The organism is Phreatobacter sp. GW821-FHT04C01, from assembly GCF_059420385.1.
In genome coordinates this window covers 287,552-312,131 of the sequence record NZ_JBWKTP010000005.1, presented here as the reverse complement: position 1 = coordinate 312,131, position 24,580 = coordinate 287,552, and the positions used below count along the sequence as shown (strand labels likewise).

Annotated in this window: 26 protein-coding genes; 11 read left to right on the top strand and 15 right to left on the bottom strand. The window is 65.8% G+C overall.

All coding sequences use genetic code 11. The annotated features are described in order from the left end of the window. The first annotated feature begins 26 nt into the window (after positions 1 to 26). From AC07WJ_RS20810 to AC07WJ_RS20800, 3 genes are read left to right on the top strand one after another with little or no spacing between them, the layout of a single operon-like run. Positions 27 to 965, top strand: coding sequence for a carbohydrate ABC transporter permease (locus AC07WJ_RS20810; protein ID WP_494936550.1), 939 nt, complete (start codon positions 27 to 29; stop codon positions 963 to 965). 8 nt (positions 966 to 973) lie between these two features. Next, positions 974 to 1,786, top strand: coding sequence for a carbohydrate ABC transporter permease (locus AC07WJ_RS20805; RefSeq protein WP_494936549.1), 813 nt, complete (start codon positions 974 to 976; stop codon positions 1,784 to 1,786). Between the two features lie 4 nt (positions 1,787 to 1,790). Next, positions 1,791 to 2,207, top strand: coding sequence for a carboxypeptidase-like regulatory domain-containing protein (locus tag AC07WJ_RS20800; protein WP_494936548.1), 417 nt, complete (start codon positions 1,791 to 1,793; stop codon positions 2,205 to 2,207). Positions 2,208 to 2,209: 2 nt separating this feature from the next. On the opposite strand, the gene mctP is transcribed toward AC07WJ_RS20800, so the two are convergent. The 6 genes from mctP to AC07WJ_RS20770 all read right to left on the bottom strand — a co-directional run bounded on the left by mctP (position 2,210) and on the right by AC07WJ_RS20770 (position 8,095). Beyond that, positions 2,210 to 3,757, bottom strand: coding sequence for a monocarboxylate uptake permease MctP (mctP, locus tag AC07WJ_RS20795; RefSeq protein WP_494936547.1), 1,548 nt, complete (start codon positions 3,755 to 3,757; stop codon positions 2,210 to 2,212). A gap of 59 nt (positions 3,758 to 3,816) precedes the next feature. Next, positions 3,817 to 4,023, bottom strand: a complete 207-nt coding sequence (locus AC07WJ_RS20790; protein WP_494936546.1) for a DUF3311 domain-containing protein — start codon at positions 4,021 to 4,023, stop codon at positions 3,817 to 3,819. A gap of 226 nt (positions 4,024 to 4,249) precedes the next feature. Then, positions 4,250 to 5,242: a Bug family tripartite tricarboxylate transporter substrate binding protein gene (locus AC07WJ_RS20785; protein ID WP_494936545.1), complete on the bottom strand. Its 993-nt coding sequence runs from the start codon at positions 5,240 to 5,242 to the stop codon at positions 4,250 to 4,252. A 59-nt stretch (positions 5,243 to 5,301) separates the two neighbouring features. Beyond that, a complete protein-coding gene (locus tag AC07WJ_RS20780) occupies positions 5,302 to 6,093 on the bottom strand; it encodes an ABC transporter permease (RefSeq protein ID WP_494936544.1) in 792 nt (263 codons plus the stop codon). Continuing rightward, positions 6,090 to 6,983 (bottom strand): ABC transporter permease, encoded by an 894-nt coding sequence (locus AC07WJ_RS20775; protein ID WP_494936543.1) that lies wholly within the window; start codon positions 6,981 to 6,983, stop codon positions 6,090 to 6,092. The genes AC07WJ_RS20780 and AC07WJ_RS20775 overlap by 4 nt, the downstream gene beginning before the upstream one ends. Next, positions 6,980 to 8,095 (bottom strand): ABC transporter ATP-binding protein, encoded by a 1,116-nt coding sequence (locus AC07WJ_RS20770; protein WP_494936826.1) that lies wholly within the window; start codon positions 8,093 to 8,095, stop codon positions 6,980 to 6,982. The genes AC07WJ_RS20775 and AC07WJ_RS20770 overlap by 4 nt, the downstream gene beginning before the upstream one ends. 245 nt (positions 8,096 to 8,340) lie before the next feature. Here AC07WJ_RS20770 and AC07WJ_RS20765 point away from each other — a divergent pair, with 245 nt between their 5' ends. The 3 genes from AC07WJ_RS20765 to AC07WJ_RS20755 all read left to right on the top strand — a co-directional run bounded on the left by AC07WJ_RS20765 (position 8,341) and on the right by AC07WJ_RS20755 (position 10,608). Then, positions 8,341 to 9,375 carry an extracellular solute-binding protein gene (locus tag AC07WJ_RS20765; RefSeq protein ID WP_494936542.1) on the top strand — a complete coding sequence of 345 codons (1,035 nt, stop codon included), beginning with the start codon at positions 8,341 to 8,343 and terminating at the stop codon, positions 9,373 to 9,375. A 70-nt stretch (positions 9,376 to 9,445) separates the two neighbouring features. Continuing rightward, positions 9,446 to 9,850: a RidA family protein gene (locus tag AC07WJ_RS20760; RefSeq protein WP_494936541.1), complete on the top strand. Its 405-nt coding sequence runs from the start codon at positions 9,446 to 9,448 to the stop codon at positions 9,848 to 9,850. Positions 9,851 to 9,867: 17 nt separating this feature from the next. After that, positions 9,868 to 10,608 carry a GntR family transcriptional regulator gene (locus AC07WJ_RS20755; RefSeq protein WP_494936540.1) on the top strand — a complete coding sequence of 247 codons (741 nt, stop codon included), beginning with the start codon at positions 9,868 to 9,870 and terminating at the stop codon, positions 10,606 to 10,608. A 79-nt stretch (positions 10,609 to 10,687) separates the two neighbouring features. Here AC07WJ_RS20755 and AC07WJ_RS20750 read toward each other — a convergent pair whose 3' ends face one another. The 6 genes from AC07WJ_RS20750 to AC07WJ_RS20725 all read right to left on the bottom strand — a co-directional run bounded on the left by AC07WJ_RS20750 (position 10,688) and on the right by AC07WJ_RS20725 (position 15,797). Continuing rightward, the gene (locus AC07WJ_RS20750; RefSeq protein WP_494936539.1) at positions 10,688 to 11,101 is read right to left on the bottom strand and encodes a cupin domain-containing protein; all 414 of its coding nucleotides are present in this window, start codon (positions 11,099 to 11,101) and stop codon (positions 10,688 to 10,690) included. Positions 11,102 to 11,488: 387 nt separating this feature from the next. Further along, positions 11,489 to 11,710, bottom strand: coding sequence for a DUF2790 domain-containing protein (locus AC07WJ_RS20745; RefSeq protein ID WP_494936538.1), 222 nt, complete (start codon positions 11,708 to 11,710; stop codon positions 11,489 to 11,491). A 181-nt stretch (positions 11,711 to 11,891) separates the two neighbouring features. Continuing rightward, the gene (locus AC07WJ_RS20740; protein WP_494936537.1) at positions 11,892 to 12,770 is read right to left on the bottom strand and encodes an SMP-30/gluconolactonase/LRE family protein; all 879 of its coding nucleotides are present in this window, start codon (positions 12,768 to 12,770) and stop codon (positions 11,892 to 11,894) included. A 3-nt stretch (positions 12,771 to 12,773) separates the two neighbouring features. Continuing rightward, positions 12,774 to 13,445, bottom strand: a complete 672-nt coding sequence (locus AC07WJ_RS20735) for an SDR family oxidoreductase (RefSeq protein WP_494936536.1) — start codon at positions 13,443 to 13,445, stop codon at positions 12,774 to 12,776. Positions 13,446 to 13,635: 190 nt separating this feature from the next. Then, a complete protein-coding gene (locus AC07WJ_RS20730; protein WP_494936535.1) occupies positions 13,636 to 14,814 on the bottom strand; it encodes a Gfo/Idh/MocA family protein in 1,179 nt (392 codons plus the stop codon). Continuing rightward, the gene (locus tag AC07WJ_RS20725) at positions 14,811 to 15,797 is read right to left on the bottom strand and encodes a sugar phosphate isomerase/epimerase family protein (protein ID WP_494936534.1); all 987 of its coding nucleotides are present in this window, start codon (positions 15,795 to 15,797) and stop codon (positions 14,811 to 14,813) included. Before AC07WJ_RS20725 ends, AC07WJ_RS20730 begins: the two co-directional genes overlap by 4 nt. Before the next feature lie 167 nt (positions 15,798 to 15,964). Between AC07WJ_RS20725 and araD the strand changes: the two genes are divergently transcribed. The 3 genes from araD to AC07WJ_RS20710 all read left to right on the top strand — a co-directional run bounded on the left by araD (position 15,965) and on the right by AC07WJ_RS20710 (position 19,370). After that, positions 15,965 to 17,695 (top strand): L-arabinonate dehydratase, encoded by a 1,731-nt coding sequence (gene araD, locus AC07WJ_RS20720; RefSeq protein ID WP_494936533.1) that lies wholly within the window; start codon positions 15,965 to 15,967, stop codon positions 17,693 to 17,695. Between the two features lie 140 nt (positions 17,696 to 17,835). After that, positions 17,836 to 18,330, top strand: coding sequence for a GFA family protein (locus AC07WJ_RS20715; RefSeq protein WP_494936532.1), 495 nt, complete (start codon positions 17,836 to 17,838; stop codon positions 18,328 to 18,330). A gap of 110 nt (positions 18,331 to 18,440) precedes the next feature. Continuing rightward, positions 18,441 to 19,370: an SDR family oxidoreductase gene (locus tag AC07WJ_RS20710; RefSeq protein WP_494936531.1), complete on the top strand. Its 930-nt coding sequence runs from the start codon at positions 18,441 to 18,443 to the stop codon at positions 19,368 to 19,370. Between the two features lie 29 nt (positions 19,371 to 19,399). On the opposite strand, the gene AC07WJ_RS20705 is transcribed toward AC07WJ_RS20710, so the two are convergent. After that, positions 19,400 to 20,227 carry a nuclear transport factor 2 family protein gene (locus tag AC07WJ_RS20705; protein ID WP_494936530.1) on the bottom strand — a complete coding sequence of 276 codons (828 nt, stop codon included), beginning with the start codon at positions 20,225 to 20,227 and terminating at the stop codon, positions 19,400 to 19,402. A 97-nt stretch (positions 20,228 to 20,324) separates the two neighbouring features. Between AC07WJ_RS20705 and AC07WJ_RS20700 the strand changes: the two genes are divergently transcribed. Both AC07WJ_RS20700 and AC07WJ_RS20695 read left to right on the top strand, forming a co-directional pair. After that, positions 20,325 to 20,921 carry a TetR/AcrR family transcriptional regulator gene (locus AC07WJ_RS20700; RefSeq protein WP_494936529.1) on the top strand — a complete coding sequence of 199 codons (597 nt, stop codon included), beginning with the start codon at positions 20,325 to 20,327 and terminating at the stop codon, positions 20,919 to 20,921. A gap of 162 nt (positions 20,922 to 21,083) precedes the next feature. Next, positions 21,084 to 21,581, top strand: coding sequence for a c-type cytochrome (locus AC07WJ_RS20695; RefSeq protein WP_494936528.1), 498 nt, complete (start codon positions 21,084 to 21,086; stop codon positions 21,579 to 21,581). Between the two features lie 69 nt (positions 21,582 to 21,650). Here the strand turns inward: AC07WJ_RS20695 and AC07WJ_RS20690 are convergent, their stop codons facing one another. Further along, the gene (locus AC07WJ_RS20690; RefSeq protein ID WP_494936527.1) at positions 21,651 to 23,201 is read right to left on the bottom strand and encodes a SpoVR family protein; all 1,551 of its coding nucleotides are present in this window, start codon (positions 23,199 to 23,201) and stop codon (positions 21,651 to 21,653) included. A 12-nt stretch (positions 23,202 to 23,213) separates the two neighbouring features. Then, complete coding sequence (locus AC07WJ_RS20685) at positions 23,214 to 24,536, bottom strand: YeaH/YhbH family protein (protein WP_494936526.1); 1,323 nt, start codon at positions 24,534 to 24,536, stop codon at positions 23,214 to 23,216. Between the last annotated feature and the right edge of the window lie 44 nt (positions 24,537 to 24,580).

Here is a 24,580-nt window from a genome sequence, read left to right as displayed (position 1 = left end):
GGGATGTTCAGCCGAGAGGCGAGGCCATGACCATTGCGCTTGCCGAGCCGGCCGGAACGCGCCGCCGGTCGTTCATGGCCAAAAAGAAGACGCGCCAGGCGGTGCTGATCTGGTGCTTCCTGGCGCCCTCGCTCCTGATCTTCCTGCTCTACCGCATCCTGCCGCTGGCCTGGAACCTGGTGCTGTCGTTCCAGGCCTGGTCGCCGCTGCGGCCGGCGGTCTGGGTCGGGCTCGACAATTACGAGGAGATCCTCACCGACGAGGTGTTCTGGCAGGCGCTGTGGAACACGCTCTACGTCATCGGCTCGGCGCCGATCGGCATTGCCATCGCGCTCGGCCTGGCGCTGCTGGTCAATTCCGACATTCGCGGCCGCGACATCTACCGCACCCTGATCTTCCTGTCCTATCCCCTGATGACGGTGGCGGTCGCCATCATCTGGCGCTGGATGTTCGACGAGCGCGTCGGCCTGATCAATTACGCGGCGCGGGCGCTCCATCTCACGGATACGCCGATCCAGTTCCTCAACTCCTTCACCTGGGCGCTGCCCTCGGTGATCGCGGCCAATATCTGGCAGATGCTCGGCTTCTACATGATCATCCTTTTGACCGGCCTGCAGAATATTCCCGGCAATCTCTACGAGGCCGCCGAGATCGACGGCGCCAATGCCTTCAGGCGCTTCCTGCGCATCACCGCGCCGCTGCTGAAGCCCTCGATCTTCCTCTGCTTCGTCATCGGCATGCTGAACTCGGTGACGAGCTTCGACCTGGTCTATGTCATGACCGGCGGCGGCCCGGGCCGGGCGACCGAAATCCTGGTCACCTATATCTACAAGCTCGGCTTCGTGCAGACCCGGTTCGATTATGCCGCCGCCGTCACCATCGTCTTCTTCGTGTTGCTGATCGTCATTGCCTGGGCCGCCAACCGGCTCTCCGGCGGCAATGCCGGCGCGGTCGACCAGGATTAGGGGGAACGATGCACCGCTATCCGCGCTGGCCCATCCACCTGGCTTTGGTGCTCGCCTGCTTCGTCATGCTGGTGCCGTTCTACTGGGTGCTGAAGACCTCGGTGTCGGGCGAGAACATCTTCAGCTACCCGCCCAATATCATCCCGCGCAATCCGCACCCGTTCTTTTATGTCGACGTCTGGTACGCCATTCCCTTCGCGCGCTATTTCTTCAACAGCGTGGTGGTCTCCGCCATCACCATTGCCGCCAATGTCGTGTTCAACGCCATGGCCGGTTATTCGCTGTCACGCGGCTTCGTCGGCAAGGGCGTGGTGCTCATGCTGTTCCTGTCCTGCATGATGGTGCCGTTCCAGGCGACCATCATCCCGGCCTATCTGATCACGGGCAAGCTCGGCCTGCTCGACAGTTATCTCGGGCTGGCGCTGCCGCAATTCTCCACCATCATCTGCATCTTCGTGTTCAAGGCGAGCTTCGACGCCGTGCCGCGCTCGCTGATCGACGCGGCCAAGATCGACGGCCTGTCGGAGTGGCGGATCATCTGGAAGGTGATGATGCCGCTGGCCAAATCGGCCATGGCGACCAATGTCATCCTGTCCTTCATCTGGTCCTGGAACAATTTCCTCTGGCCGCTGATCATGACCCGCTCGGCGGATATGCAGACCCTGCCGCTCGGGCTCGCCCGTTTCCTGTCCTACCAGGAGGACACGACCGGCGCGCTCTATGCCTTCTGCATCATGGTGCTGGCACCCGGCATCCTCCTGTTCCTGCTGGCGCAGAAGGAGTTCATCCAGGGCCTGACCTCGGGCGCGACCAAGGGGTGATGTGATGAACAACGACGATGGCGACGACGACATCTCGCGGCCGCGCTGGCGGCGGTTTCTGTTGAACCGCTTCGTCCTGGTGCCGCTCGTCCTGGTGCTGATCGCGGGTAGCTGGAACCTCTACACGCTCACCCATAATGGCGGTGTCGTCACCGGCCAGGTGGTCGATGAGGCGGGGCGGCCGGTGGCGGGTGCGGCGGTGACGCTCTGGACCTTCAACTTCACCACCTTCAGCGAAACCGCCAAGGCGACGTCGCGCCAGGACGGCCGCTTCTCCTTTGTCGGCAACCCCTCGCACAATATTCAGGTGAGCGCCGAAAAGGCCGGTGCCGGCCGCTCGGCACGGGTGCCGATCCGGCTCTATTTCCGCTCCCAGAACGTCAACCTGTCCGAGCCGCTGCGCCTGAAGCAAGGGGCATAGGCTCAGGCGTGATAATCGGCCGCGATGGTCTCGTCGACGGGCCCGTGCCGGCCCGTCATGGCGTTCAGCACCGGCGTCAGCAGGATGACGATCACCAGGTTGAGGATCACGGTGTAGAAGGCGGTATAGCCGGGCAGGACATAGCCGGCGAGGGTCAGCGGATAGGTCGGCGTCAGGTTCGCTGCGACCGCCATGGCGGTTCCGGTGACGGTCCCCACCGCCCAGCCGAGCAGCAGCGCCCAATCGTTGAACCATCTCGTATAGGCGCCAAGCATCACCGCCGGCAGCGTCTGGATGATCCAGATTCCGCCCAGCAATTGCAGCTGAATGGCATATTGCGTCGGCACGAACAGGATGAACACGAGCGCGCCGAGCTTGACGATCAGCGACACCCATTTCGCCATTTGCGCTTCCTGCTTGTCGGTCGGGTTCTTGTTGATGAACTCGCGATGGATGTTGCGCGTGTAGAGGTTGGCGGCGGCGATCGACATGATCGCCGCCGGCACCAGCGCGCCGATGCCGATGGCGGCGAAGGCGATGCCGACGAACCAGGAGGGGAAGCTTGCGAGGAACAGCGCCGGCACCGCGAAATTGCTGCCGAACTGCTTGAAGCCGGCGGCATATTCCGGCCGATCGGCGACGCCCATGGCCAGCGCGAAGAAGCCGAGCAGAGCGAGCAGGCCGAGCATGAAGGAATAGGCCGGCAGCATCGCGGCGTTGCGGCGGATCGCGGCGCCGCTGCTGGCGCTCAGAATGCCGGTCAGCGAATGGGGATAGAGGAAGAGGGCGAGCGCCGATCCGAGCGCCAGGGTGGCATAGCTGCCATAGGCGCCGGTGGTGCCGGCGTCGGGCGGCGTCAGCAGCAGCTTGGACGCCGGCACCGCCGCGAAGATCGGACCGAAACCACCAAACTGCATGGGAATGGCGATCACCGCGGCAAAAGCCGTGACGTAGATCAGGATGTCCTTGACGATCGCGATCGAGGCCGGCGCGCGCAGGCCGCTCGAATAGGTGAAGGCGGCGAGGATGACGAAGGCGATGATCAGCGGCAGGTCGGCCAGGAAGCCGCTGCCGGTGACGCCGAGCGCGCCCAGGACGACCTGGATGCCGACGAGCTGAAGGGCGATATAGGGCATGGTGGCGACGATGCCGGTGACCGTGATCGCGAGCGCCAGCCAGCGATTGCCGAAGCGGCCACGGACGAAGTCGCCGGCCGTGATGTAGCCATGCTTGTGGCAGACGTGCCAGAGCCGCGGAAAGAACACGAACAACAGCGGATAGATCACGATCGTATAGGGCACGGCGAAGAAGGCCAACGCGCCGGCACCGAAGGCAAGAGCCGGCACGGCAATGAAAGTATAGGCGGTGTAGAGATCGCCGCCGACCAGGAACCAGGTGATGATGGTGCCGAAGCGTCGGCCGCCGAGCCCCCATTCGTGCAACTGGTCGAGGTCGCCCTTGCGCCAGTTGGCGGCGGCGAAGCCGAGCCAGGTGATGAAGCCGAACAGCAGCACGAAGACCGCCAGGGCGGTCCAGTTTGCGTCATGCACGACATCCTCCCACGTTCGCTACCGCTTTGGAGGGCTGGATCGGGCAATGCGCCGGGGCATCACTCCTCGGTGGCGAAATAGACGACGGCCGTGAACGCGGCGCCGATGATCACCCAGAGGAATTGGTACCAGTAGAAGAACGGCACGCCGATCCAGTAGGGCTCGGCCCTGTTGTAGAAGGGCGGCCAGAGAACGGCGATGAACTGGATGATGAAGAGCAGGTACCACCAGCTCCAGCCGCCGCGTTTGCTTCCGGTCTCGCTCATCGCGGCCACTCCTTGCGAAGTATTGGGCCGATACGAACAAGCATCGTGCTCCCGAATTCTCGTTCTGGCAATGATTTTGAGTGGCGGCGGGCGTTTCGGTGGTCACAGGCCGGCTGCGACCCGGGCCGATCGGCGGCGCGGGAGCTTCGGCAAGTCCACCCGTCCCGGCCATTCGGGCCGGGGCGAGCGCGACCTTGGGGGGCTGCTACCCTGCGCGCGCCGGACCCTAGTTGGCGACCTCGATCCTGGCCCGTGCGATGGTCGCCTTCCAGCGGGCATCGTCCTCGGCGATGAAGCTCGCGAAGGCAGCCTCGGTGCGCAGGTCGGTCTCGACCCCGAGCTCGGCGAGCCGCCTGGCGACGGTCGGTGAGGCGACGGTCTTGCGCAAGGCCTGCCCCAGCGCATCCACGATGGCCGGTGCGAGACCTTGCGGGCCGAGAAGGCCGTACCATGTGCCGACGCCGACATTGTTCACGGCGGCCTCGTCCAATGTCGGGATGCCCGGCGCCGCGGCGAGGCGGGCCGGTGCGGTCACCGCCAGCGCGCGCAGGGTGTTCGACGTCACCTGCGGTAGAAGCTGGGGCACATTCTCGAACAGGAAATCGAGATGGCCGCCGAGCAGGTCGTTCACCGCCGGCGCGCCGCCCCGATAGGGCACGTGCACGGCTTCGAACCCGGCCTCGAGGCGAAACAGCTCCGTCAGCAGGTGAACCGAGGTGCCGACGCCGGGCGAGGCGAAATGCAGCTTGCCGGCGCGCGCCTTGCCCGCCGCGACGAGGTCGGCGACGGTCTTGGCGGGATTGGCCGGATTGACCACCAGGAAACTCGGCACCTGGGTCAGCAGGCCGACGGGCTTGAAGTCGGTCGCGGTCCGGTAGGGTGCGTTCTTGGTCAGGTTGGGCCCGATGGTAAGCGGACCGCCGGCGGTGAACAGCAGCGTGTAGCCGTCGGCCGCGCTCTTCGCGACCGCATTGCAGCCGATGGTGCCGCTCGCGCCCGGCTTGTTCTCGACGATGAAGGATTGTCCGAGCGTCTCGCCGAAGGTCTCGGCGACGACGCGCGCCAGAATGTCGGCGGTGCCGCCGGCCGCATAGGGCACGATGACGGTCACCGGCCGGGCCGGATAACCGGCGGCATGGCCGGGCCGGGCCGCGAGCCCGGCGAGCGGCAGGGCGAGACAGACGCGCCGCGTCAGACCTTTCGGGAGAGCCTGATCCAAGGGAGACCTCGTTGCGTTGGTGTTGACGTTTGGTCCGCCGGCGCGCCCGGGCGCGGCGTTCAGCCGCCCGGAACGCTCTTCAGCCAGCCCAGACGCTGGACCAGCAGCGTGATGGAGAAGCCCGCGACCACCAGCACGGTCGAGACGGCGGCGGCCACGGGGTCGTTGACGTCGTAGAGATATTTGTAGATCGCCACCGGCAAGGTGATCTGTTCGCGCTGGGTGATCAGCAGCGACACGGTGAACTGGTCGAACGAGACGATGAAGGCCAGGATCGCGCCGGCGGCGATCCCCGGCGTCAGGGCCGGCAGGATCACCGCCCGGAACGTGGTGAAAGGCGATGCCCCGAGCAGCTCGGAGGCTTCCTCCAGTTGCGGATTGAGATCCTGGATGCTGACCAGCACGGTGCGGAACAGGAAGGGGAAGATCATCACCACATGGGCGGCGAGCAGGCCGGTCCAGGTGTCGATCAGGCCGGGCGGGTTGTAATAGTGCAGCAGGGCGATGCCGAGGATCAGGTGCGGCACGATCAGCGGCGACAGGAAGACGAATTCCAGCGCCTGGGCAAGGCGGCTCGCCTTCAATTCGCGGATGGCGAGCCCCGCGCTGATGGCCAGCGCCGCGGCGGTTGCCGTGGCGCAAATGCCGATCACGAGACTGCGCAGCGCCGGCCACAGGAACAGGCCGCTGTCCCAGGCGCGGGCATACCATTTCAGCGAGAGGCCCTGGGGCGGGAACTGGAAGAACGAGCGGTCGCTGAACGAGAACAGCACGATCACCATGAGTGGCGTCAGCATGAAGGCATAGGCGAGCCAGGCCGCGATGCGCACCGGTGTGGAGGGGGGCTTCATCGGGGCTGGTCCTTGTAGCTGCGGATGAAGCGGCGCTGCAGTGCGTAGACCGCGATGACCACGACCAGCAGAATGACGCTGAGTGCGGTGGCGCGCGGCAGGTCGAACAGCACCAGCGCATCGGTGTAGATCGCCACCGACAGGAAGCGGATCGCCGTGCCGCCCAGCATCAGGGGAGTGACGATGGCGCCGAGCATCAGGCTGAACACCAGCACGGAGCCGGCGATGAGGCCAGGCAGGGCCAACGGCAAGGTGATGTCGCGAAACGCCCGGATCCGTCCGGCGCCGAGGATCTCCGCCGATTCCAGGAGCCGGCCGTCGATCCCCTCGAGCGAGGCGGCGAGCGACAGGATCATGAAGGGCAGAAAGACCTGCGTCGCGCCGATCACCATGCCCAGCGTATTGCCGGACAGCGGCAAGGGCTCGCTGATGATGCCGGCCGACATCAGCAGCGAATTGATCACGCCGCGATTGCCCAGCATCAGGAGCCAGCCATAGCTGCGCACGACGGTATTGACCAGCAGCGGCGCGGCCACCAGGAAATAGAGGATCGGCTTGCGCCGCGCCGGTGCGCTGGCGATCATCAGCGCCACCGGAAAGCCGATCAGCGCGCACAGCACGGTGACCAGGGCGGCGGCGAGGCCGGTCTTGTAGAACAGTTCGGCATATTGCGCCGAAGCGAGGATCTGCCGGTAATTGTCGAGAGTGAAGCCGGGCAGCAGAATGCCGAAATCCTGCCGGCGGAAGCTGGCGTCGACCATCTGCACCAGCGGCACCGCCAGCAGCAGCAGGATGACCAGCAAGGCGGGACTGGCGAGGCCGGCGATGCGGAACCGGCGGGAACGCAGCCGCGCCCGGGCCGACGGCGAAGTGGCAAGACCGGCGGTCATGATGCGGCGACCGGCAGGCCGATGCCGGCGCCTTCGACAATGGCGTCGACACGGGTGCTGCGGCTGAGCGCGAACGGCGGACGTCCGATCAGCCGGGCCTTGAGGCCGAGCCCCTCGGCGCTGCGCAGCAGGACCAATGTGGTGCTGCCCTCGTTGATCACCTCCTCGATCTCGGCGGGCAGGCCGGCGCCCGATGGCGCCGCGAGGCGGACCTGTTCCGGGCGGATGACGAGCCTGAAGGCGTCGCGCGTCGCGGGGGCGGCGAGCATGATCGGCGCAGCGCCCGCCCATCCCGTGGCATGGCCCTGGTGATGGTCGCCGGCATCGGCCGAGCAGGTCAGCAGGGTCACGTCGCCGATGAAGTCGGCGACATAGTCGTTGACCGGGCGATGATAGATGGCGTCGGGCGTATCCAGCTGTTCGATCCGGCCGTCGCGCATCACCGCCACCCGGTCGGACAGGAACAAAGCCTCTTCCTGGTCGTGGGTGACGAACAGGAAGGTCATGCCGGTTTCCCGGTGGATGCGTTTCAGCTCGCCCTGCAACTGGCGGCGCAGCTTGAGGTCGAGCGCGCCGAGCGGTTCGTCGAGCATCAGCAGCGAAGGCTCGGTGGCCAGCGCCCGGGCCAGCGCGATGCGCTGCTGCTGGCCGCCGGACAGGGCCGACGGCTTGCGGTCGGCGACATCGGGCAGCCGGATGAGCTCGAGCATCGCGGCGACCCGCGCCGCGATCTCGGTTTTCGGCCGGCCCTTCACCGCCAGGCCGTAACCGATATTGGCGGCCACCGACATGTGGGGAAACAGCGAGTAGTTCTGGAACACCATGCCCAGCCCCCTTTGGCGGGGCGGCTGATGCGTCACGTCGCGGCCGTCGATGGAGATCGTGCCGCGGTCGCCGGTCTCCAGGCCCGCGATGATCCGCATCAGCGTCGTCTTGCCGCAACCGGACGGACCGAGCAGCGTCAGGAATTCGCCGGTCCTGATATCCAGGTCGACGGTCCTGAGCGCCTGATAGGTGCCGAAGCTCTTGGCCAGCGCCCGCACCGAGACCTTCACGGTGGCCGGCGACGCGCGGGCATCGTCCGGCGATGGCTCGATCTGGGGCTGCAGCACCTCGTCCAAGGAGCTCTCCGTCATGCTTGAGAAATTTCACTGAACACAAAATGATCGTGAAAGGCTTGTCAACTCCATATCTCGTGCTCCATAGTGCTGCACCAGAGAAACTTCACTGAGGCGTCTCCGTGGTGGGAATGTGCAAGTCGCGCCGCCTTCCCCGGCACCGGAGCGTGGTGATCAAGAGCCGAAACGGCCGCGCTCCGCGCGACGCGCCATAGGCCAACCCGAAGCGAGGACACGAGATGAGCCAAGACCTGACCCGCCGGATGCTTCTGGCATCGGCCGCCGCCGCGGCGCTGTCTTCGATCGCCGGGGACCTGAAGGCGCAGGACGGCAAGCTGTCGGTCAGCTGGTATCCCGGCTTGCTGGGCGCGAATTTCAAGCGTGCCTTCCTCGACACCTTCGTAGAAAAAGACAAGGTTCAGGTCACCGAGGCCTGGGACAGCCCGCGTTTCACCCAGATGCAGGCCGGCCGGGCGCGGCCGAACACCGATGTCGCCGCTTTCATCGACGTGCTGATGCCGCTTGTGGCCCGCTCCGGCCTGGTTACCAGGCTTGATCCGGCCCGCATCCCCAATCTCGCCAAGGTCGATCCGGCGCTGCTCGTCTGGGACGGCCAGGCGGTGCCCGCCGCCTATGGCAGCTGGGGCATCGTCTACAACGCCAAGCGGGTTTCGACGCCGCTGAAATCGTGGGGCGACCTGCTGCGCGCCGATCTCAAGGGCCGGGTCTCGCATCCCAATATCACCTATAATTCCTCGGTCTATTCGCTCGACGCGCTCGCCCGGCTGGGCGGCGGCGATCTGAAGTCTCCGGAAGCGGGCATGAAGGCGATCCGCCAGATCCGCACCTCCGGTCCCGGTCTGTGGGAACAGGAAAGCGTCGCGGTCGGCTGGCTGAAGACCGAGGAGATCTGGGCGACGCCCTATTTCAGCGGCAACGTGCTGGCACTGATGCAGGATCGCGACCTGCCGGACCTGAAATTCGTGGTGCCGGAGGAGGGCGCCTATGCGGTGCCGCTCAATGTCACCAAGGTCGCCAACAGCCCGAACCCGGCCCTGGCCGACCGGTTTATCGATCACCTGCTCGGTGTCGAGGCGCAGGCCGCCTGGATCGTCGCCGGCCGCAGCCGGCCGGCCAATCGCGAGGTTCCGGTGCCCGCCGATGTCGCCGCCTCCGTGCCCGAGATCTCCAGGCTCAGACGCATCGACTGGCTCTATTTCGCCGAGAACCGCAATGCGCTGGTGAATGCCTGGAACGAGGTCGTCAATCGCTGAGGCGCGGCCCCACGGCCGCCCCATGTCTCGAGGCCTCATGGCCATGTCTTGTCAAATGGAGTTCTCCCCCATGTCGTCCATCACCCGCGCCGTCAGCCCGCATGTCGCCGAGCCCGCCGAGGGCCTCTGGTCCAATTGCCTCGTCGTCGGCGGCATCGCCTATCTCTCCGGCATGACCGCACGCGATCGCCAGATGAAGGCGGTCGACGGGCTCGACGAATATGAGCAGACCCGGATCATCTTCACCAAGTTGAAGAACCTGGTCGAGGCGGCCGGCGGCGCGGCCGGCGACATCGTCAAGCTGACCATTTTCGTCACCGACATCAGCCAGCGCGAACTGGTCTGGAAGGCCCGCAAGGAGTTCTTCAGCGGAAATTTTCCGGCCTGCTCGCTGGTCCAGGTGGCGGCCCTTGCGGAGCCCGCGATTAAGGTCGAAATCGAAGGCATTGCCCATATCGGAGCAAGCGGACGCTGATATCAGGCGAAGACGCGATGCTGAAGAGGATTGCCATGGAGCGCGTGGGCGACCAGATCCGCAGCGGGACCATCAGGTCATCGCGCTCCCGCCCCGCGCGCATCAGCCTGAAGCAGGCCGCTTATGACGAAATCAAGCGCCTGATCGTCACCTTGAAGCTGCGTCCGGGCGAGCGGGTCAACGAACAGGTGATCTGCGACCTGATCGGCATCGGCAAGACGCCGGTGCATCAGGCCCTGCAGATGCTGAGCGCCCAGGGCTTCGTCCAGATCGTGCCGCGCAAGGGCATCGTGATCACGCCCGATTCCCTCAACGACGCCCTGACGGTGCTGGAGGCGCGTATCGTCATCGAGACCGAAATGGCGCGGTTCGCGGCCCAGCGCGCCGATACCACCGTTGTCGAGGCGCTCGAGCAGATTCTGTCGGGCGGACGGCGGGCGCTCGATAGCGAGGATTTCGAAGCCTTCATGCGGCATGATCGTGCGTTTCACGAAAAGATCGCCGAGGCCGCGGGCAATGCCATCCTGCTCGAGACCCTCGGCGCGCTTCACGCCCGGATCAGCCGGATCTGGCATTTGCGCGCCTGGAAGGTCGATAATCTCCAGAAGACCCAGGACGAGCACACGGCCGTGTTCAGGGCTCTGGCGGCACGCAATGCCCCGGGAGCCGCCGACGCCATGCGCACCCATATCGAGACGTTGCGCCAGAACATCGTCGACGCCTCGATCGCGGCGGTCGATGTCGGCGGCTCCCCCTGAACCTTCCGGTCGCTGATCGCGGCCGGGCAGGGGCGGCGAGAAATATCTCCGCCGCGACGCCTGCCCTTGCCGCGACCGGTCAGTCCTTCGCCGGCTGATCCTTGGCCAGGAAGCCGCCGATGGTCGCGTCGGTGTGGAAAACCGGCTTCTCGTAATAATGCGGGCCGTCATAGATTTCGATCAGCAGGCTGCGCTTGCGCGCGATGGTCGGGCCATGGGGATGATCCTTCGGATTCATGTAAAATGAGCCCGGCACCAGCAAAAGCTTGCTGTCGGTATATTCGTAGGCGCCTTCCAGGCAGTACATGAACTGGTTGGAAGCATGCGCGTGCTTGATCGGCACGCCGCCGCCTTCGGCGAAGTCGAGCACCGCGATGCTCGCGCCGGTCGCCTCGTTCTTCCAGAAGAAGAATTGGCGAAAGCCGTAATCGGGAAAGTCGAGCCACGCTTCGGGCGCGATCTGGCTCATCTGCAGCAGGATTTCCTTGGTCACATGCCTCTCCTCGCAACGACCGCGGGGTCCCGGCAGGGCGGTGCGGGATGCGTCGTGCATCAGTGAAATTTTACTGATACACGATAGGCAAGGCATGAGACCAGGTCAAGCTTGTGCACACGCCTAAAAGGGAGCGTCGCGCGACCCAGAACGAGCTGGAAAGCGGCGGTAAAAGCCAATGATGTCAGCCTATTGACGATGATGGCGTAATGTCGCGAGTGCGCAGGCGGCTGGTTCTTCTCTTGGAATTTCACAGCTTCAAAACCGGCCCCCGCATCGCCCCGTCGCCGCTGCTGGTCACAGCGGCGGCAATGCCGCCGTCATTGCTCCCGTCCGCGGCTGCCGGGCATGAACGAGGCCACCAGGGCCCGCCGGCGCGGCGAGGGTTCAGTGCCGCCCGCGATGGTTGCGATGCGGTCGCGGCGTCGGTTCGCTCTGTCCGTAGGACGCGTCGTAGCCGGTCTGCGGCAGGTCGCCGGGAAAGCGATAGCTGTAATCGTAATTGGCGCGGCTGCCGGCATTGCCGCTGCCGGCATCGCCGCCGCCCTGGGCGAGCGCAGGCGAACTGATCGTGGCCGCGGCGAACAATGCGAGGATCGGAAATTTCATGACGGCCTCTCCCATACCCAATGATGGAAAGGCCAAGATGGCGCCGGCCGCCCGAAATGGCATCGGGTGTTCACTGAAACGGGATCAGGGGATGTCCCGGGAAAACGCGAATTTGAACGGTAGCGGGCTTTCGACCCCATCGGCGAGAATGGACGGGCGGGTCCAATTGCCGCGTCCCTCTTCACCCGCCGAAATGCGGTTCGGGCAGGCCGGTCACGCCCAGGTCATGAACGGCGAAGAGCGCGCCGGCATGCGGCGTGGCGGCCCGCTCGGCCTCGGGCACCATGGCGGCGGCCGAGGTGACATAGAGAATATCGAGTTTGGGGCCGCCGAAGGTGCACATGGTCGGATGTTTCACCGGCATGTCGATCAACCGGTCGAAACGCCCCTTGGGATCGACCCGGGCGACCTGGCCGCCATGGATCAGCGCGCACCAGTAATAGCCTTCGGCATCGACGGTGGCGCCGTCGCAGCGTCCGGCAATGTCGCGGGTCGAGAAGAACACCCGTCGGTTGGAGATCACGCCGTCGTCAATATCGAGATCATAGGCGAAGACCGTCTCGGCCCGGCTGTCGGCGAGATACATCGTGCGGTCGTCGGGCGAGAAGGCGATGCCGTTGGAGACGATGAAACCCTGGTCCATGCGCCGAACCGAAAGATCGGGATCGAGCCGGTGCAGCGCGCCGGTCGGATGGGTCAATTCGCCATTGCGTGAGCCGCACCAGTAGCGGCCGCGCCGGTCGCACTTGCCGTCGTTCAGAATATTGGACGGTTGGTCGGGTTCGGGATCGACAATGGTGTGGACCGCGCCGCCTGTGAGGTCGATCGTCGCGAAGCCGGTCTTCAGCGCGCCGACCAGGCCGCCGGCGCGGCGGAACACGAAGGAACCGATGATCTCGGGCATGGTCCAGGTCTCGCGCTTGCCCGTGGCGTCCAGCCGATGCACGGCCGGGGCCAGCGCATCGACCCAGTAGAGCGCCTGTTCCAGCCCATGCCAGCACGGGCCTTCGCCGAGCTGGTTGGCGATATTCCCGATGATGTCGATCGACGGCTCGCGCATGGTTCACCAGGGCAGGGGCTGGTCGGAATAGGTGACGAAATTGCCGGTGTGGTGGCGCCCGGCCCGGTGGATGACGCCGCGCATGCCGGAGACACTTTCATCGACCGGCACGCGGCCGCCGGGCTCGGTTGCGGCCCAGCCCGGATGCAGCGCGAGAACGCAGATCTGCCGGTGGGCGAGGTCGACCGCCAGTGTCTTGACGATCATGTTGAGCCCGGCCTTGCTCGAGCGATAGCCATAGGATCCCCCCGAATTGTTCAGCGCGATCGAGCCCATGCGGCTCGACACGAAGACCATCTGCTTCAGTTCGCTCGCCGCGACATGTTCGACGAAACATTCGGCGAGCTTCATCGGGCCGACCAGGTTGGTCTCCAGGATGCGCCGCCAGTTGGCGTAATCGGTCTGGCCGAAGGGCGGATGCGGCCGGCCGATGCCGGCATTGTTGAGGACGATGTCGATCGGCTCGCCGTCGAGCCGATCGGCCAGCGCCTCGATCGCCCGGTGGTCGGTGACGTCGAGTTTCGACACCGCAATGTCGCCCTGGATCGCGCGGGTCTCATGAGCGGCCTCGGGATCGAGGCAGGTTGCCAGCACGCGATGGCCGTCGGCGGCATATTGGCGCGCGAATTCGACGCCGAGGCCGGTGTCGCAGCCGGTGATCAGGATGGTCGCCATGGGAGGCCTTTGCGGGTGAGGGGAGGGGGCTGTTCGCGGGCGCCGTCTTCGGGGCTCGCTTTAGGTCACCCCAAGGCAAAGCAATTGCTTTGCCTTGGGGTGACGCAGGCGTGTCCGGTGCACTTCCACCAGCAGGCCGCGTTGCGCGAGCCTCGAAGGACCGCTGACCGATGGGCGAGACGCCAAGCCCTCATCCATGCGCCGCCAGCTCCACACTCACTCCGCCCGCCGCCGAGCTCTCCAGGCAGGCCATGACGAAGGCGAGCCCCGCGACGCCGTCGGCGATCGCGGGTGTCAGTGTCTCGGTGGCCGCCATCAAGCCGCGCCGCACCAGCATGTCGTCGGCAAGGCCGCAATAGAGATTGGCCACCGCCTCCTGCAGGCCCTCGGGATGGCCCGGCCGCATCAGCCGGGTCGCGGCCTTGGCCATGTCGGTGAGGTTCGGCTGGCCGGCCCCGATGATCCTGACGTCGCCGTCGAGATTGGCATGAACCAGGCGGCCATGGTTGCGATGCTCCCAGCGCAAATGACCGGTCTCGCCGAAGACTGTGATCGACACCTGGTTGGAGGTGCCGGCCGCAGCATTGCAGAGGTCGAGCCGGCCGCGCGCGCCGCTCGCCAGGCGGAAGCGCACCTGGGCGATGTCATGCACGCGCCGTCCCGGCATCAGGGTTCCGACATCGGCGGAGACGCTGGTCAACGGCTCGCCGGTGACGAAACCGACGAGATGATGGGCGTGGGTGCCGATATCGCCGAGCACCAGCGAGGGCCCGCTGATCGCCGGGTCGAGCCGCCAGCGCCTGGCGGCGTCCGGCCCGTCCTCGACCCGGGTGGCGATGCCCCCGGCCATGTAGTCGAGCTGCACGAGCCTGACCGCGCCAATCGCGCCGGCCTGGATGCGCGCGCGCATGTCGCGGATCATCGGATAGCCGGAATAGGTATGGGTCAGTACCACCGCGCGGCCGCTCCGGCGCGCGAGGTCGGCCAGCGCCAGCGCCTCGCCGAGATCGTTGCAGAGCGGCTTCTCCACCATCACGTCGAGCCCGGCCTCCAGCGCCATGCGGACATAGCGGGCGTGGCTGTCGTTCGGCGTGACGATGGCGATGGCCTCGATGCCATCAGGCCGCCGCGCCTCGACCGAGATCATCGCCTCGACGCTGGCGTAGCAGCGCTCGTCGGCAAGGCCGATGGCGCGGCCCTCGGCCAGCGATCGCTCGGGGCGCGAGGACAGCACGCCGGCAACCAGCTGGAAGCGCTGGTCCATGGCGCTGGCCACCCGGTGCACCGGCCCGATGGTGGAGGGCGGCGCGCCGCCGGCCATACCGAGCCGGAACGGCCGCCCGAGACAGTCGCGCACCGGATTGATCATGTGGTCCCCCCGAGGCCCAGGATCGTGTTCAGGGTGGCCGCACCTGGCGTCGGCCGCCGGATCGCCGCGTCGAAGGCGGTCTCGCCGACCCGGATGATGTGGTCGCGGATGAAGCGCGCGCCTTCCGCCGCCCCATCCAGGCGGTTCTTCAGGCAGCACTCCCATTCCAGCACGGCGAAGCCGTCATAGCCATGGCGGGTCAGCCGGGAAAAGATGCCCTTGAAATCGACCTGGCCGTCGCCCGGGCTGCGGAACCGGCCCGGCCGGTCCAGCCAGTCGCCATAACCGCCATAGACGCCGCTGCGGTCGCTGACCGTGAATTCGGCATCCTTGACGTGAAATGCGCCGATGCGGTCGTGATAGCGGTCGATGAAGCCGAGATAGTCCATGTGCTGCAGCAGCATGTGGCTGGGGTCATAGAGGATCCTGGCGCGCGGGTGGCCGTCGACCAGCGCCAGAAAGCGCTCGAAGGTCGCGCCGTCATGCACGTCCTGCCCCGGATGCAGCTCGAAGCAGAGATCGACATTGGCTTCGTCCGCATGGTCGAGCAGCGGCCGCCAACGGTCGGCGAGCTCCGCGAAGGCGCGCTCGATCAGGCCCGCCGGCGGCGGCGGGAAGGGATAGAAGAACGGCCAGGCGAGGCCGCCGGAAAAGGTCGCCAGCCTGGTCACGCCGAGCCGGCCGGCCAGCGTGATGGCGGCCGCGAGGTCGGCGGCCGCGCGGGCCTGGCGCTTCGCCGGAGCACCGCGGCAATCGGCCGGCGCGAAAACGTCCATCACCGCGTCATAGGCCGGGTTGACCGCCATGAGCTGCCCGGCGCGGTGGGCTGCGATTTCGCTCACGGCCAGCCCGTGGCGGCGCATCGTGCCTTCGATCCGGCCAATGTAACCGCTTGCGTCGATCTGTCCGAGGTCGACGAAACGAGGATCATGAACCGGCACCTGCAATGCCACGAAACCGGTCTCCGCAGCAAAGCCAGCCATGCCCTCTAACGTATCAAAAGGCGGATCATTACTGATGAACTGGCTGATGAACAGGCCGGGGCCACGGATCGTGCGAGGTGGCGACACGCGTCTTGCCTTCCTTGAGTGACACGGCAATGATAGCGCTTACACCAATCATTGCAATTGCCCAACGCGAGCGAGCCAGCATGACCACGCGCATCAAGACGCCGGAGACCTTGCGCAGCCACCGCTGGTACGGGCCGAACGACATGCGTTCGCATTCGCACCGCCAGCGCACCCAGCAGATGGGCTTCCGCCGCGAGGAGTTCATGGGCCGGCCGGTGATCGGCATCCTGAACACCTGGAGCGAGATGAGCCCCTGCCATTTCCACCTGCGCGACCGGGCGGAGGCGGTGAAGCGCGGCGTGATCCGGGCCGGCGGCTTTCCGGTGGAACTGCCGGCCATGTCGCTCGGCGAGGTGCTGGTGAAGCCCACCACCATGTTTTACCGCAACTTCCTCGCCATGGAGGCCGAGGAACTGCTGCGCCAGCTGCCGATCGACGGCGCGGTGCTGCTCGGCGGCTGCGACAAGACCACGCCCGGCCTGATCATGGGCGCCACCTCGATGGATATCCCGGTCATCTTCTGCTCGGCCGGGCCGATGCTGAACTCCAGGCGCAACGGCCAGGCCATCGGGTCCGGCACCCATACCCGCAAGTTCTGGGACGAGTACCGCGCCGGAAATCTCTCGGACGCCGACTGGGTCGAGATCGAGGGCATTTCGTCTCGTTCGCCGGGCACCTGCAACACCATGGGCACGGCCACCACCATGACCGCGATCGCCGAGACCATCGGCTTCTCGCTGCCGGGATCCTCGTCGATTCCGGCGGCCGATTCCGCCCATCCGCGCATGTGCTCGCAAGCGGGCGAACGCATTGTCGATATGGTCTGGGAAGACCTGGCGCCCTCCCGGTTGCTCAGCGCCGGCAGCTTCGCCAATGGCGTCGAGGTTTGCGCCGCGCTCGGCGGCTCGACCAATGCGGTGGTGCACCTCGTCGCCATGGCCAGGCGGGCCGGCGTGCCGCTCACCATCGATGCCTTCGACGCGGCTGCACGACGCACGCCGGTCATGGCCAATCTCTATCCGGCCGGCCGTTTCCTGATGGAGGATTTCTACTTCGCCGGCGGCCTGCCGGCGCTGCTTTCGCGCATCGCCGACCGGCTGGATCTCTCCGCCATGACGGTGACCGGCCAGACCCTCGGCGACAATATCGCCGGCGCCACGGTGCGTGATGAGGCGGTGATCTGCACGCTCGACAAGCCGGCGGCCTCCGAGCCGGGCCTCGCCGTGCTCTACGGCAATCTCTGCCCCGACGGCGCGGTGATCAAGCCCTCGGCGGCCAGCCCGGCCCTGATGACCCATCGCGGCCGCTGCGTCGTGTTCGACGATCATGGCGCGCTCAACCGCGGTATCGACGACGACACGCTCGGCATCGACGAGAACACCGTCATCGTGCTGCGCAATGCCGGCCCGGTCGGCGGGCCCGGCATGCCGGAATGGGGGGCGCTGCCGATCCCGAAAAAGCTCCTGGCGCGCGGCGTCCGCGACATGGTGCGGCTGTCGGATGCGCGCATGAGCGGCACCCATTTCGGTACCTGTGTGCTGCATATCTGCCCGGAATCACGCGTCGGAGGCCCGCTCGCCTTGCTCCAGACCGGCGACGAGATCCTTCTCGACGTGCCGAACCGCCGGCTCGACATGCTGATCGACGAGGCCGAGATCGCGCGGCGCAAGGCCGCCTGGATCGCCCCGCCCAAGCGTTTTGCGCGCGGCTATGGCGCGCTGTTCGAGAGCCATGTCCGGCAGGCCAATCTCGGCGCCGATTTCGACGTGCTGGAGCGCGGCGAGCCGACGCCCGAGCCGGAGATCTATTGAGGGATCGCAAGCCTCGGGCCGGCCACGGGCATTGGACCGCGGCGCGGCCGAGGCTCGCGCCGGCTTGACCTTTCGTCTGCGTTTCTGGCCGAATGCGCCCCTGCTTCGATGCCGCGCGCTCTCACCGGTCAGGAGGCCCCATGCCGCTCACACTCAAGGGCTCCTGCCGGTGCAGGGCCGTCAGCTTCTCGGTCGAGAGCCACACGCCCTGTCCTTACCAGCTCTGCTACTGCTCGATCTGCCGCAAGACCGCGGGCGGCGGCGGCTTCGCCATCAACATCATGGGCGACGCGGCGACGCTGACGATCAAGGGCGAGCGTTCGATCGGCCTGTTTCGTGCCGAGATCTGCGACGACAAGGGCAATTGCGAGATATCGAGCGGCGAAAGGCGGTTCTGCACGGCCTGCGGCACGGCGCTGTGGGTGTCGGATCCGAGCTGGCCGGACCTCGTCCATCCCTTCGCCTCGGTCATCGACACCGACCTGCCGGTGGCACCGCAAAGAACCCATATCCTGCTGCGTGACAAGGCGAGCTGGGTCGAGCCGGTCATCGCTCCCGGGGATCAGGCTTTCGACGGCTATCCCGTCGAGTCGATCGAGGACTGGCATCGCAAACGCCGACTATGGGTCGCCTGAAGCGATCTCGGCCCGGCGGAGACGATCATCGCATTTCGTTTCGTGCGCTTATTGCAAATTTGCATTTGATGCATATTTCTTGTCGGGTCGATCACCGGACGAGAAAAGCCATGGCGCCCTTTACCTTTGCAGACATTCCCCCGCAGCGCGGCCGGTCGGCCATCGTCACCGGCACCGGTGGCCTTGGTTTCGAGACCGCCCTGGCCCTGGCGCGCGCCGGCGGCGAGGTGGTCCTGGCCGGGCGCAGCGCCGAGAAGGGCGCTCATTCGATCGCGGCCATCCGCAAGGCTGTTCCAGGCGCCGGCATTCGCTTCGAGGCGCTGGATCTGGCGAGCCTCGCCTCGGTCGAAGCCTTTGCCACGCGCATGAGCGGCGAGCGCGACAGCCTCGATCTCCTGGTCAACAATGCCGGGGTCATGACGCCGCCGGAGCGGCGCACCACATCCGACGGTTTCGAGCTGCAGTTCGGCACCAATTACCTCGGGCATTTCGCGCTGACGGGGCATTTGCTTGGGCTGCTCAGGCGAGGGCGGGCGCCGCGCGTGGTGAATCTGAGCAGCCTTGCTCATCGCAGCGGCAGGATCGATTTCGACGACCTGCAGTCGCAGCGCGCCTATTCGCCGTGGCGCGCCTATCGCCAGTCGAAATTGGCGATGCTGATTTTCGCTCTCGAATTGCAACGCCGGAGCGATGCCGGCGGCTGGGGCCTGATGAGCAATGCCGCGCATCCGGGCTTCGCCCGCACCGACCTGATCCGGAACGGCCCAGGCACCGGCGGCCTGCTGATGAGGCTCAGCCTGATGCTGCAGCCGCTGATGAGCCATTCGGCGGCGGACGGCGCCTTACCGACCTTGTTCGCAGCAGCCTCGCCCGATGCCGAAGGTGGAGCCTATTATGGGCCGGACTGGTTCTATGAGCTGAAAGGCTCACCGAAGTCTGCCCGGGTCATGCCGCAAGCCAGGGATGAGGCCGTGGCGGCCCGCCTCTGGGATGTGTCCGAGCAACTGACCAAGGCCCCGTTCGCCGCTCCGGCCGGCTAATTCCGGCCGGAGCCCCCGAGGGGCGAATGTCAGGCCACGGCCTGGGCAACCGCGAAACTGTCCTCGAGCATGCGGTAGCGGGTGATCAGGCCGTCCTCGACCGTGAAATCGATGGCGAATTCGGTCTCGATCGTCTTGCCCGTGCCTTTCACCCGCGAGGAGAGTGCGCCGAGCGCGACGGCGCGCTGGCCCTCGACCAGGATTGACCCGACTTCGAACCGGACGGGCTCGATCCGCTCGAACAGCTCGCGCACGAAGCTTGCGACGCCGGCACGCCCGGTCTTGCGGCCGATCCAGGACACCCGCTCGGTATCGCCGGCGATCTCCCAGTCGACCGTCTCGCTGAACAGCGCCGCGATAGCCTCCGGAGCGGCGCCGGTTTTCATGCTCTCGAAATAGCGGTTCACCACCGCGCGGGTGGTGTCCGCAGGGGCCGCCTCGCCGCGCAGCAGCCGGACGCGTTCCGTGTGGCTGCTCGTGAAATCGGGATCGACATAGATGTGAATGCGGCGGATTTTCAGTCCGTCGAATGCGAACACGTTGCAGAAGCGGCCCTCGGACACGATCCCGTCGGGCCAGCGCAGGCCGGCGCGGGTGACGCCGCTTTCCTGGCCTTCGACCACGATGGTGTCACCGGCGACGATGAAGGCGAAGCCGTCGATGTCATGCGTCAGGCGCGCGAGGTCGCCACCGAGCCGCTCGCCGAACAGCGCCAGCGCGGCCTTGCCGTGGCCAATGCCGAATTTCGGGAAGAACAGTTGAACGTCATCGGTCACGGCGTCCAGGAACGTGGCGTCGCGCGCGTCGACCTTGCGAAAGTAGCTCTTGATGATCTCGATGCGCTGGCTGTCTGCCATGTCCATCTCATTTATGTATTTTTGATTACAGAAATATGCCGCGCTTGAGGAGGGCGGTCAATCGGTTTATGTAAAATGAACTACAGAAAGGGTCGGCATGGCCAGCCGCGGACGTCCACGCAGTTTCGACCGGAACCAGGCGCTGGAGCGCGCCATGCAGGTGTTCTGGGCGAAGGGCTACGAGGGCGCGCAGCTCGTCGATCTGACGGCGGCCATGGGCATCAATCCGCCGAGCTTCTACGCCGCCTTCGGCTCCAAGCAGGCGATCTTCCGCGAAGCCATCGACCTCTATCTCGCGACGTCAGGCGCAAACGCCATGCGGGCGCTGGAGGAGACGCCGGTCGCGCGTGATGCCGTCGAGGCCATGCTGCGGGCAAGCGCTGCCGTTGCGCTGGCCGCGCCGGAGGCCGGCGGCTGCCTGCTGATCCTCGGCCTGGTCAATTGCCTGCCCGAAAACCGGCCCTCGCGCGACTATCTCAGGGATATCAGGCGCACGACCAGCGAGAGGATCCGCCGGCGACTGGACCGCGGCCTTGGCGACGGCGATCTGGCCGCCGGCGCCGACACGGCGGAGCTCGCCTCGTTCTACGCCACTGTGATGCAGGGCCTGTCGCTCCAGGCCCGGGATGGTGCCGGCCGCGAGGAGCTCGATGCCGTGGTGGCCGCCGCCATGCGTGCCCTGGACAGGCCGTGATCGCGGCTCGTCCGGGCTTGACCGGCGGCGGTCACAATCGAGCGAGCAGCCGCGCGACCCTGAGGATAACCTGTTCGGCCTGATATCTCTGAGGTAGCATCGCCTTGGTTGCCCCGTCGCCGTGAGCGAGGGGCGAGCCGGATCCCGTTCGGGGAAGGCGTCATGAAATTCATCTCAGGATTTATCTTCGCTTTCATCGTCGTTGCGATCGCGGGCCTCGCGGTCGCCTTCACCGGTGTCGTCAGCGTCACCGCCCGTGGTCCCGACAATCCGGTGGTGGCGTGGTTTCTCACCACCGCCATGCATCGTTCGGTGGCGCGCCAGGCGGCGGCGGAACCGGCGCCCGCCGCCTCCACCGACCTCAAGGCCGGCTTTCGCCTCTACAACGAGACCTGCGTCTATTGCCATGGCGGCCCCGGCAAGGACCCCGTGGATTTCGGCAAGGGCCTCAATCCCGAGCCGCCGTTTCTGCCCGATACCGCGGCGGGCTGGACCACCGCCGAGCTCTACTGGATCGTCAAGAACGGTGTCCGGATGACCGGCATGCCGTCATTCGCGGACACCCACAGCGATGCCGATCTCAGGGCGGTGGTGGCCTTCGTGCAGAAACTGCCGGGCATGACCGCAGAGCAATATGCCGAATATGAAAAGGCGCCGTGAGGTGCCGTACCGTGAAAGGCGGGTTCGGGCGGGGTCAAGATAGCCCCGGCCGGGATCGGCCGCCATTCGTCAGTTGGCGGCCTCGGTCGCGCTGACCTCGTAGAGCTGATTGCCGCTTTCCGCGTCGACGCCGGCAAGGCTGACATTGTAGCCCCACAGGCGGCGCACGTAGCGCAAGGTTGCCTCGCGGCCGGCTTCCGCCAGCACCACGCCGTTCTGCACGGAATGCTGCAGGCGAAGATGGCGGTCGCCGAGAAGGTCGACATCCACCACCTGGATATCCGGCCGGTTGGCGCCGACGTCATAGCTGTGGGCGATCGCCGAGCGGACCTTCTCATAACCGCGCTCGTCATGGATCGAGGCGACCTTGAAGTGATTGTCGTCGGGTTCATCGGCCAGCACGAACAGTCTGAATTTGCGGATCAGCGCCGGGCTCAGATATTGCCGTAGGAAGGATTCGTCGCGGTGATTGGCCCAGGCATCGATCAGCGTTTCCCGCCAGCTGCCATTGCCGGCAATGTCGGGAAACCAGTCGCGATCCTCCGATGTCGGCTTCATGCAGATGCGCTCGATGTCCTGCATCAGCCCGAAGCCGAGCGCATAGGGATTGAGGCCGGAATAGCGCGGATCGTCGAAGCCCGGCTGGAACACCACGTTGGAGTGGTTCTGCAGCACTTCCAGCATCGTGCCTTCACCGATCTTGCCCTGGTCGAACAGGCTGTTCATGATCGTGTAGTGCACAAAGGTGGCGCAGCCCTCGTTCATCACCTTGGTTTGCCGCTGCGGATAGAAATATTGCGCGACGATGCGCACGATGCGCACCAGCTCGCGTTGCCATGGCTCCAGGATCAGGCTGTTCTTCTCCAGGAAATAGAGCAGGTTCTCCTCCGGCAGGTTGAGGAATTTCTTGCGCTCCTGGGCATCGCGTTCGGCTTCCGACGGCGTGACGTTTTCCTTGCGCCGGGGTAGCGTCCGCCACAGGTCCGAGAACGACTGTTCCTCATATTCCAGGCGTTCGCGAATGCGCTCGCGTTCCTTCTCCGAGGACAGCCGCGGCGGCCGCCGATAGCGGAACACCGCCTGATCCATCAGCGCATGCGCCGCGTCCAGGATCTGCTCGACCGCGGCGACACCGTGGCGCTCCTCGCAGCGCGCGACATAGGTCTTGGCGAATTCCATATAGTTCAGGATCGCGCCGGCATCGGTCCATTGCTGGAACAGGTAGTTGTTCTTGAAGAAATGGTTGTGTCCGAAGGCGGCATGCGCGGTCACCAGGGCCTGCAGCGCCATGGTGTTTTCTTCCATCAGATAGACGATGCACGGATTGGAATTGATCACCAGCTCATAGGCCAGGCCCCGCCGGCCTTTGCGGTAGAGATGGTCCTCGTGAATGAAATGCTTGCCGAAGGACCAGTGCTGATACATCAGCGGCATGCCGATCGAGGCATAGGCATCGAGCATCTGCTCGGAGGAAATGATCTCCATCTGGTTCGGGTAGACGTCGAGCTTCAGGTTGTCGAGCGCGACCGTTTCGATCGCGTCATAGGTGCGCGACAGGGTCTGGAAGTTCCAGTCGGAACCCGAGAACAGGAGGCTTGAGGCTTTGGCGCGTTTTTCCACGATGACCCGCCTTCAATGGCCCTTGGAGGCCTGCTGCTTTGCGAAGAGCGTGCGAAAGACCGGATAGATGTCGGATGGTTTGGCGATGCGCGTCATCTGGAAATTGGGCCAGTGCTCGCCGACCTTGCGATAGGCGCGCCACAGCGACGTGCCGTTGTCGGTCGCGCCGAAAATATGGCTCTCGCGCTCGTCGATGATCTCGACATAGGCGTAATATTGGCAGAGCCGCATCACCTCGCTGTTGAGCAGCGACGTGCAATAGTCCGAGTCGTCATAGCCGTTGTCGCCGTCCGAGGCCTGGGCGGCATAGATGTTCCATTCCTTGCTCGGATAGCGCTCCTCGATCACCCGCTGCATCTCCTTGAGCGCCGTCGACACCACCGTGCCGCCGCTCTGGGTCGAGTAGAAGAAGGTTTCTTCGTCGACCTCCTGCGCCTCGTGGGTGTGGCGGATGAAGACGATGTCGATCCGCTCGTAGCGCCGTTTCAGGAACAGATGCAGCAGCACGAAGAAGCGCTTGGCCAGATCCTTCTCGCGCTCGCCCATCGAGCCGGAGACGTCCATCAGGCAGAACATGACGGCCTTGGCATTGGGCAGCGGCTGCGGTTCGAAGCGGTTGAAGCGGATGTCGACAGGGTCGACATAACCGATCACCTTGCGCCGCCGCCGGAGCCGCGCCAGGTCCTCGCGCAGCAGGACGATACGCGCCTCCGTGTCCGGATCGGGCGGAGTGGCCGCCTCGAGCGCGGCCAGCTCGGCGGCGATCGCGTCCAGTTCCGTCAGCTTCGGCCGCCTGAGCGCGATGCGGCGGCCGAAGCTGTTGCGCATGGTGCGGCCGACATTGATGTTGGTCGGCGAGCCGGCAATGGTATAGCCGGCCCGCCGCGATTTGAAGGAAACCACCTCCTTCAGGTTCATCTTGATCAGGTCGGGCAGTTCCAGGTCCTCGAAGAACAGGTCGAGAAACTCCTCGCGCGACAGCACGAAGCGGAAGTCGTCCTCGTCGCCGCCGCTGCCCGCCGGACCCTTGCCGGTACCGCCACCACCGCCCTGGCCGGACGGTTTCGGCAGCCGGTCGCCGGCGACGAATTCCTTGTTGCCGGGCAGGATATGGTCCCGCCGGCCGCTCCCCTGGGCATGTTGGAAGCTCGGCTCGGCGGTGCCGCGCACCGGCACCGGCACGGCGTGATCGGCGTCGACATCGGTGATCTTGCCCGATGTAATCTGGTCGTTGACGATGCGTTTCAGCTCGTCGCGCGCCCGTTTCAGGAAGCGCTGACGATTGCTGAGGCTCCTGTCCTTGGGATTCAGGCGCCGATCGATGTAGTTCGGCATGCGCTTCACCTCGGTTGACGCGACGCTGGGCTCATCCCAGCACC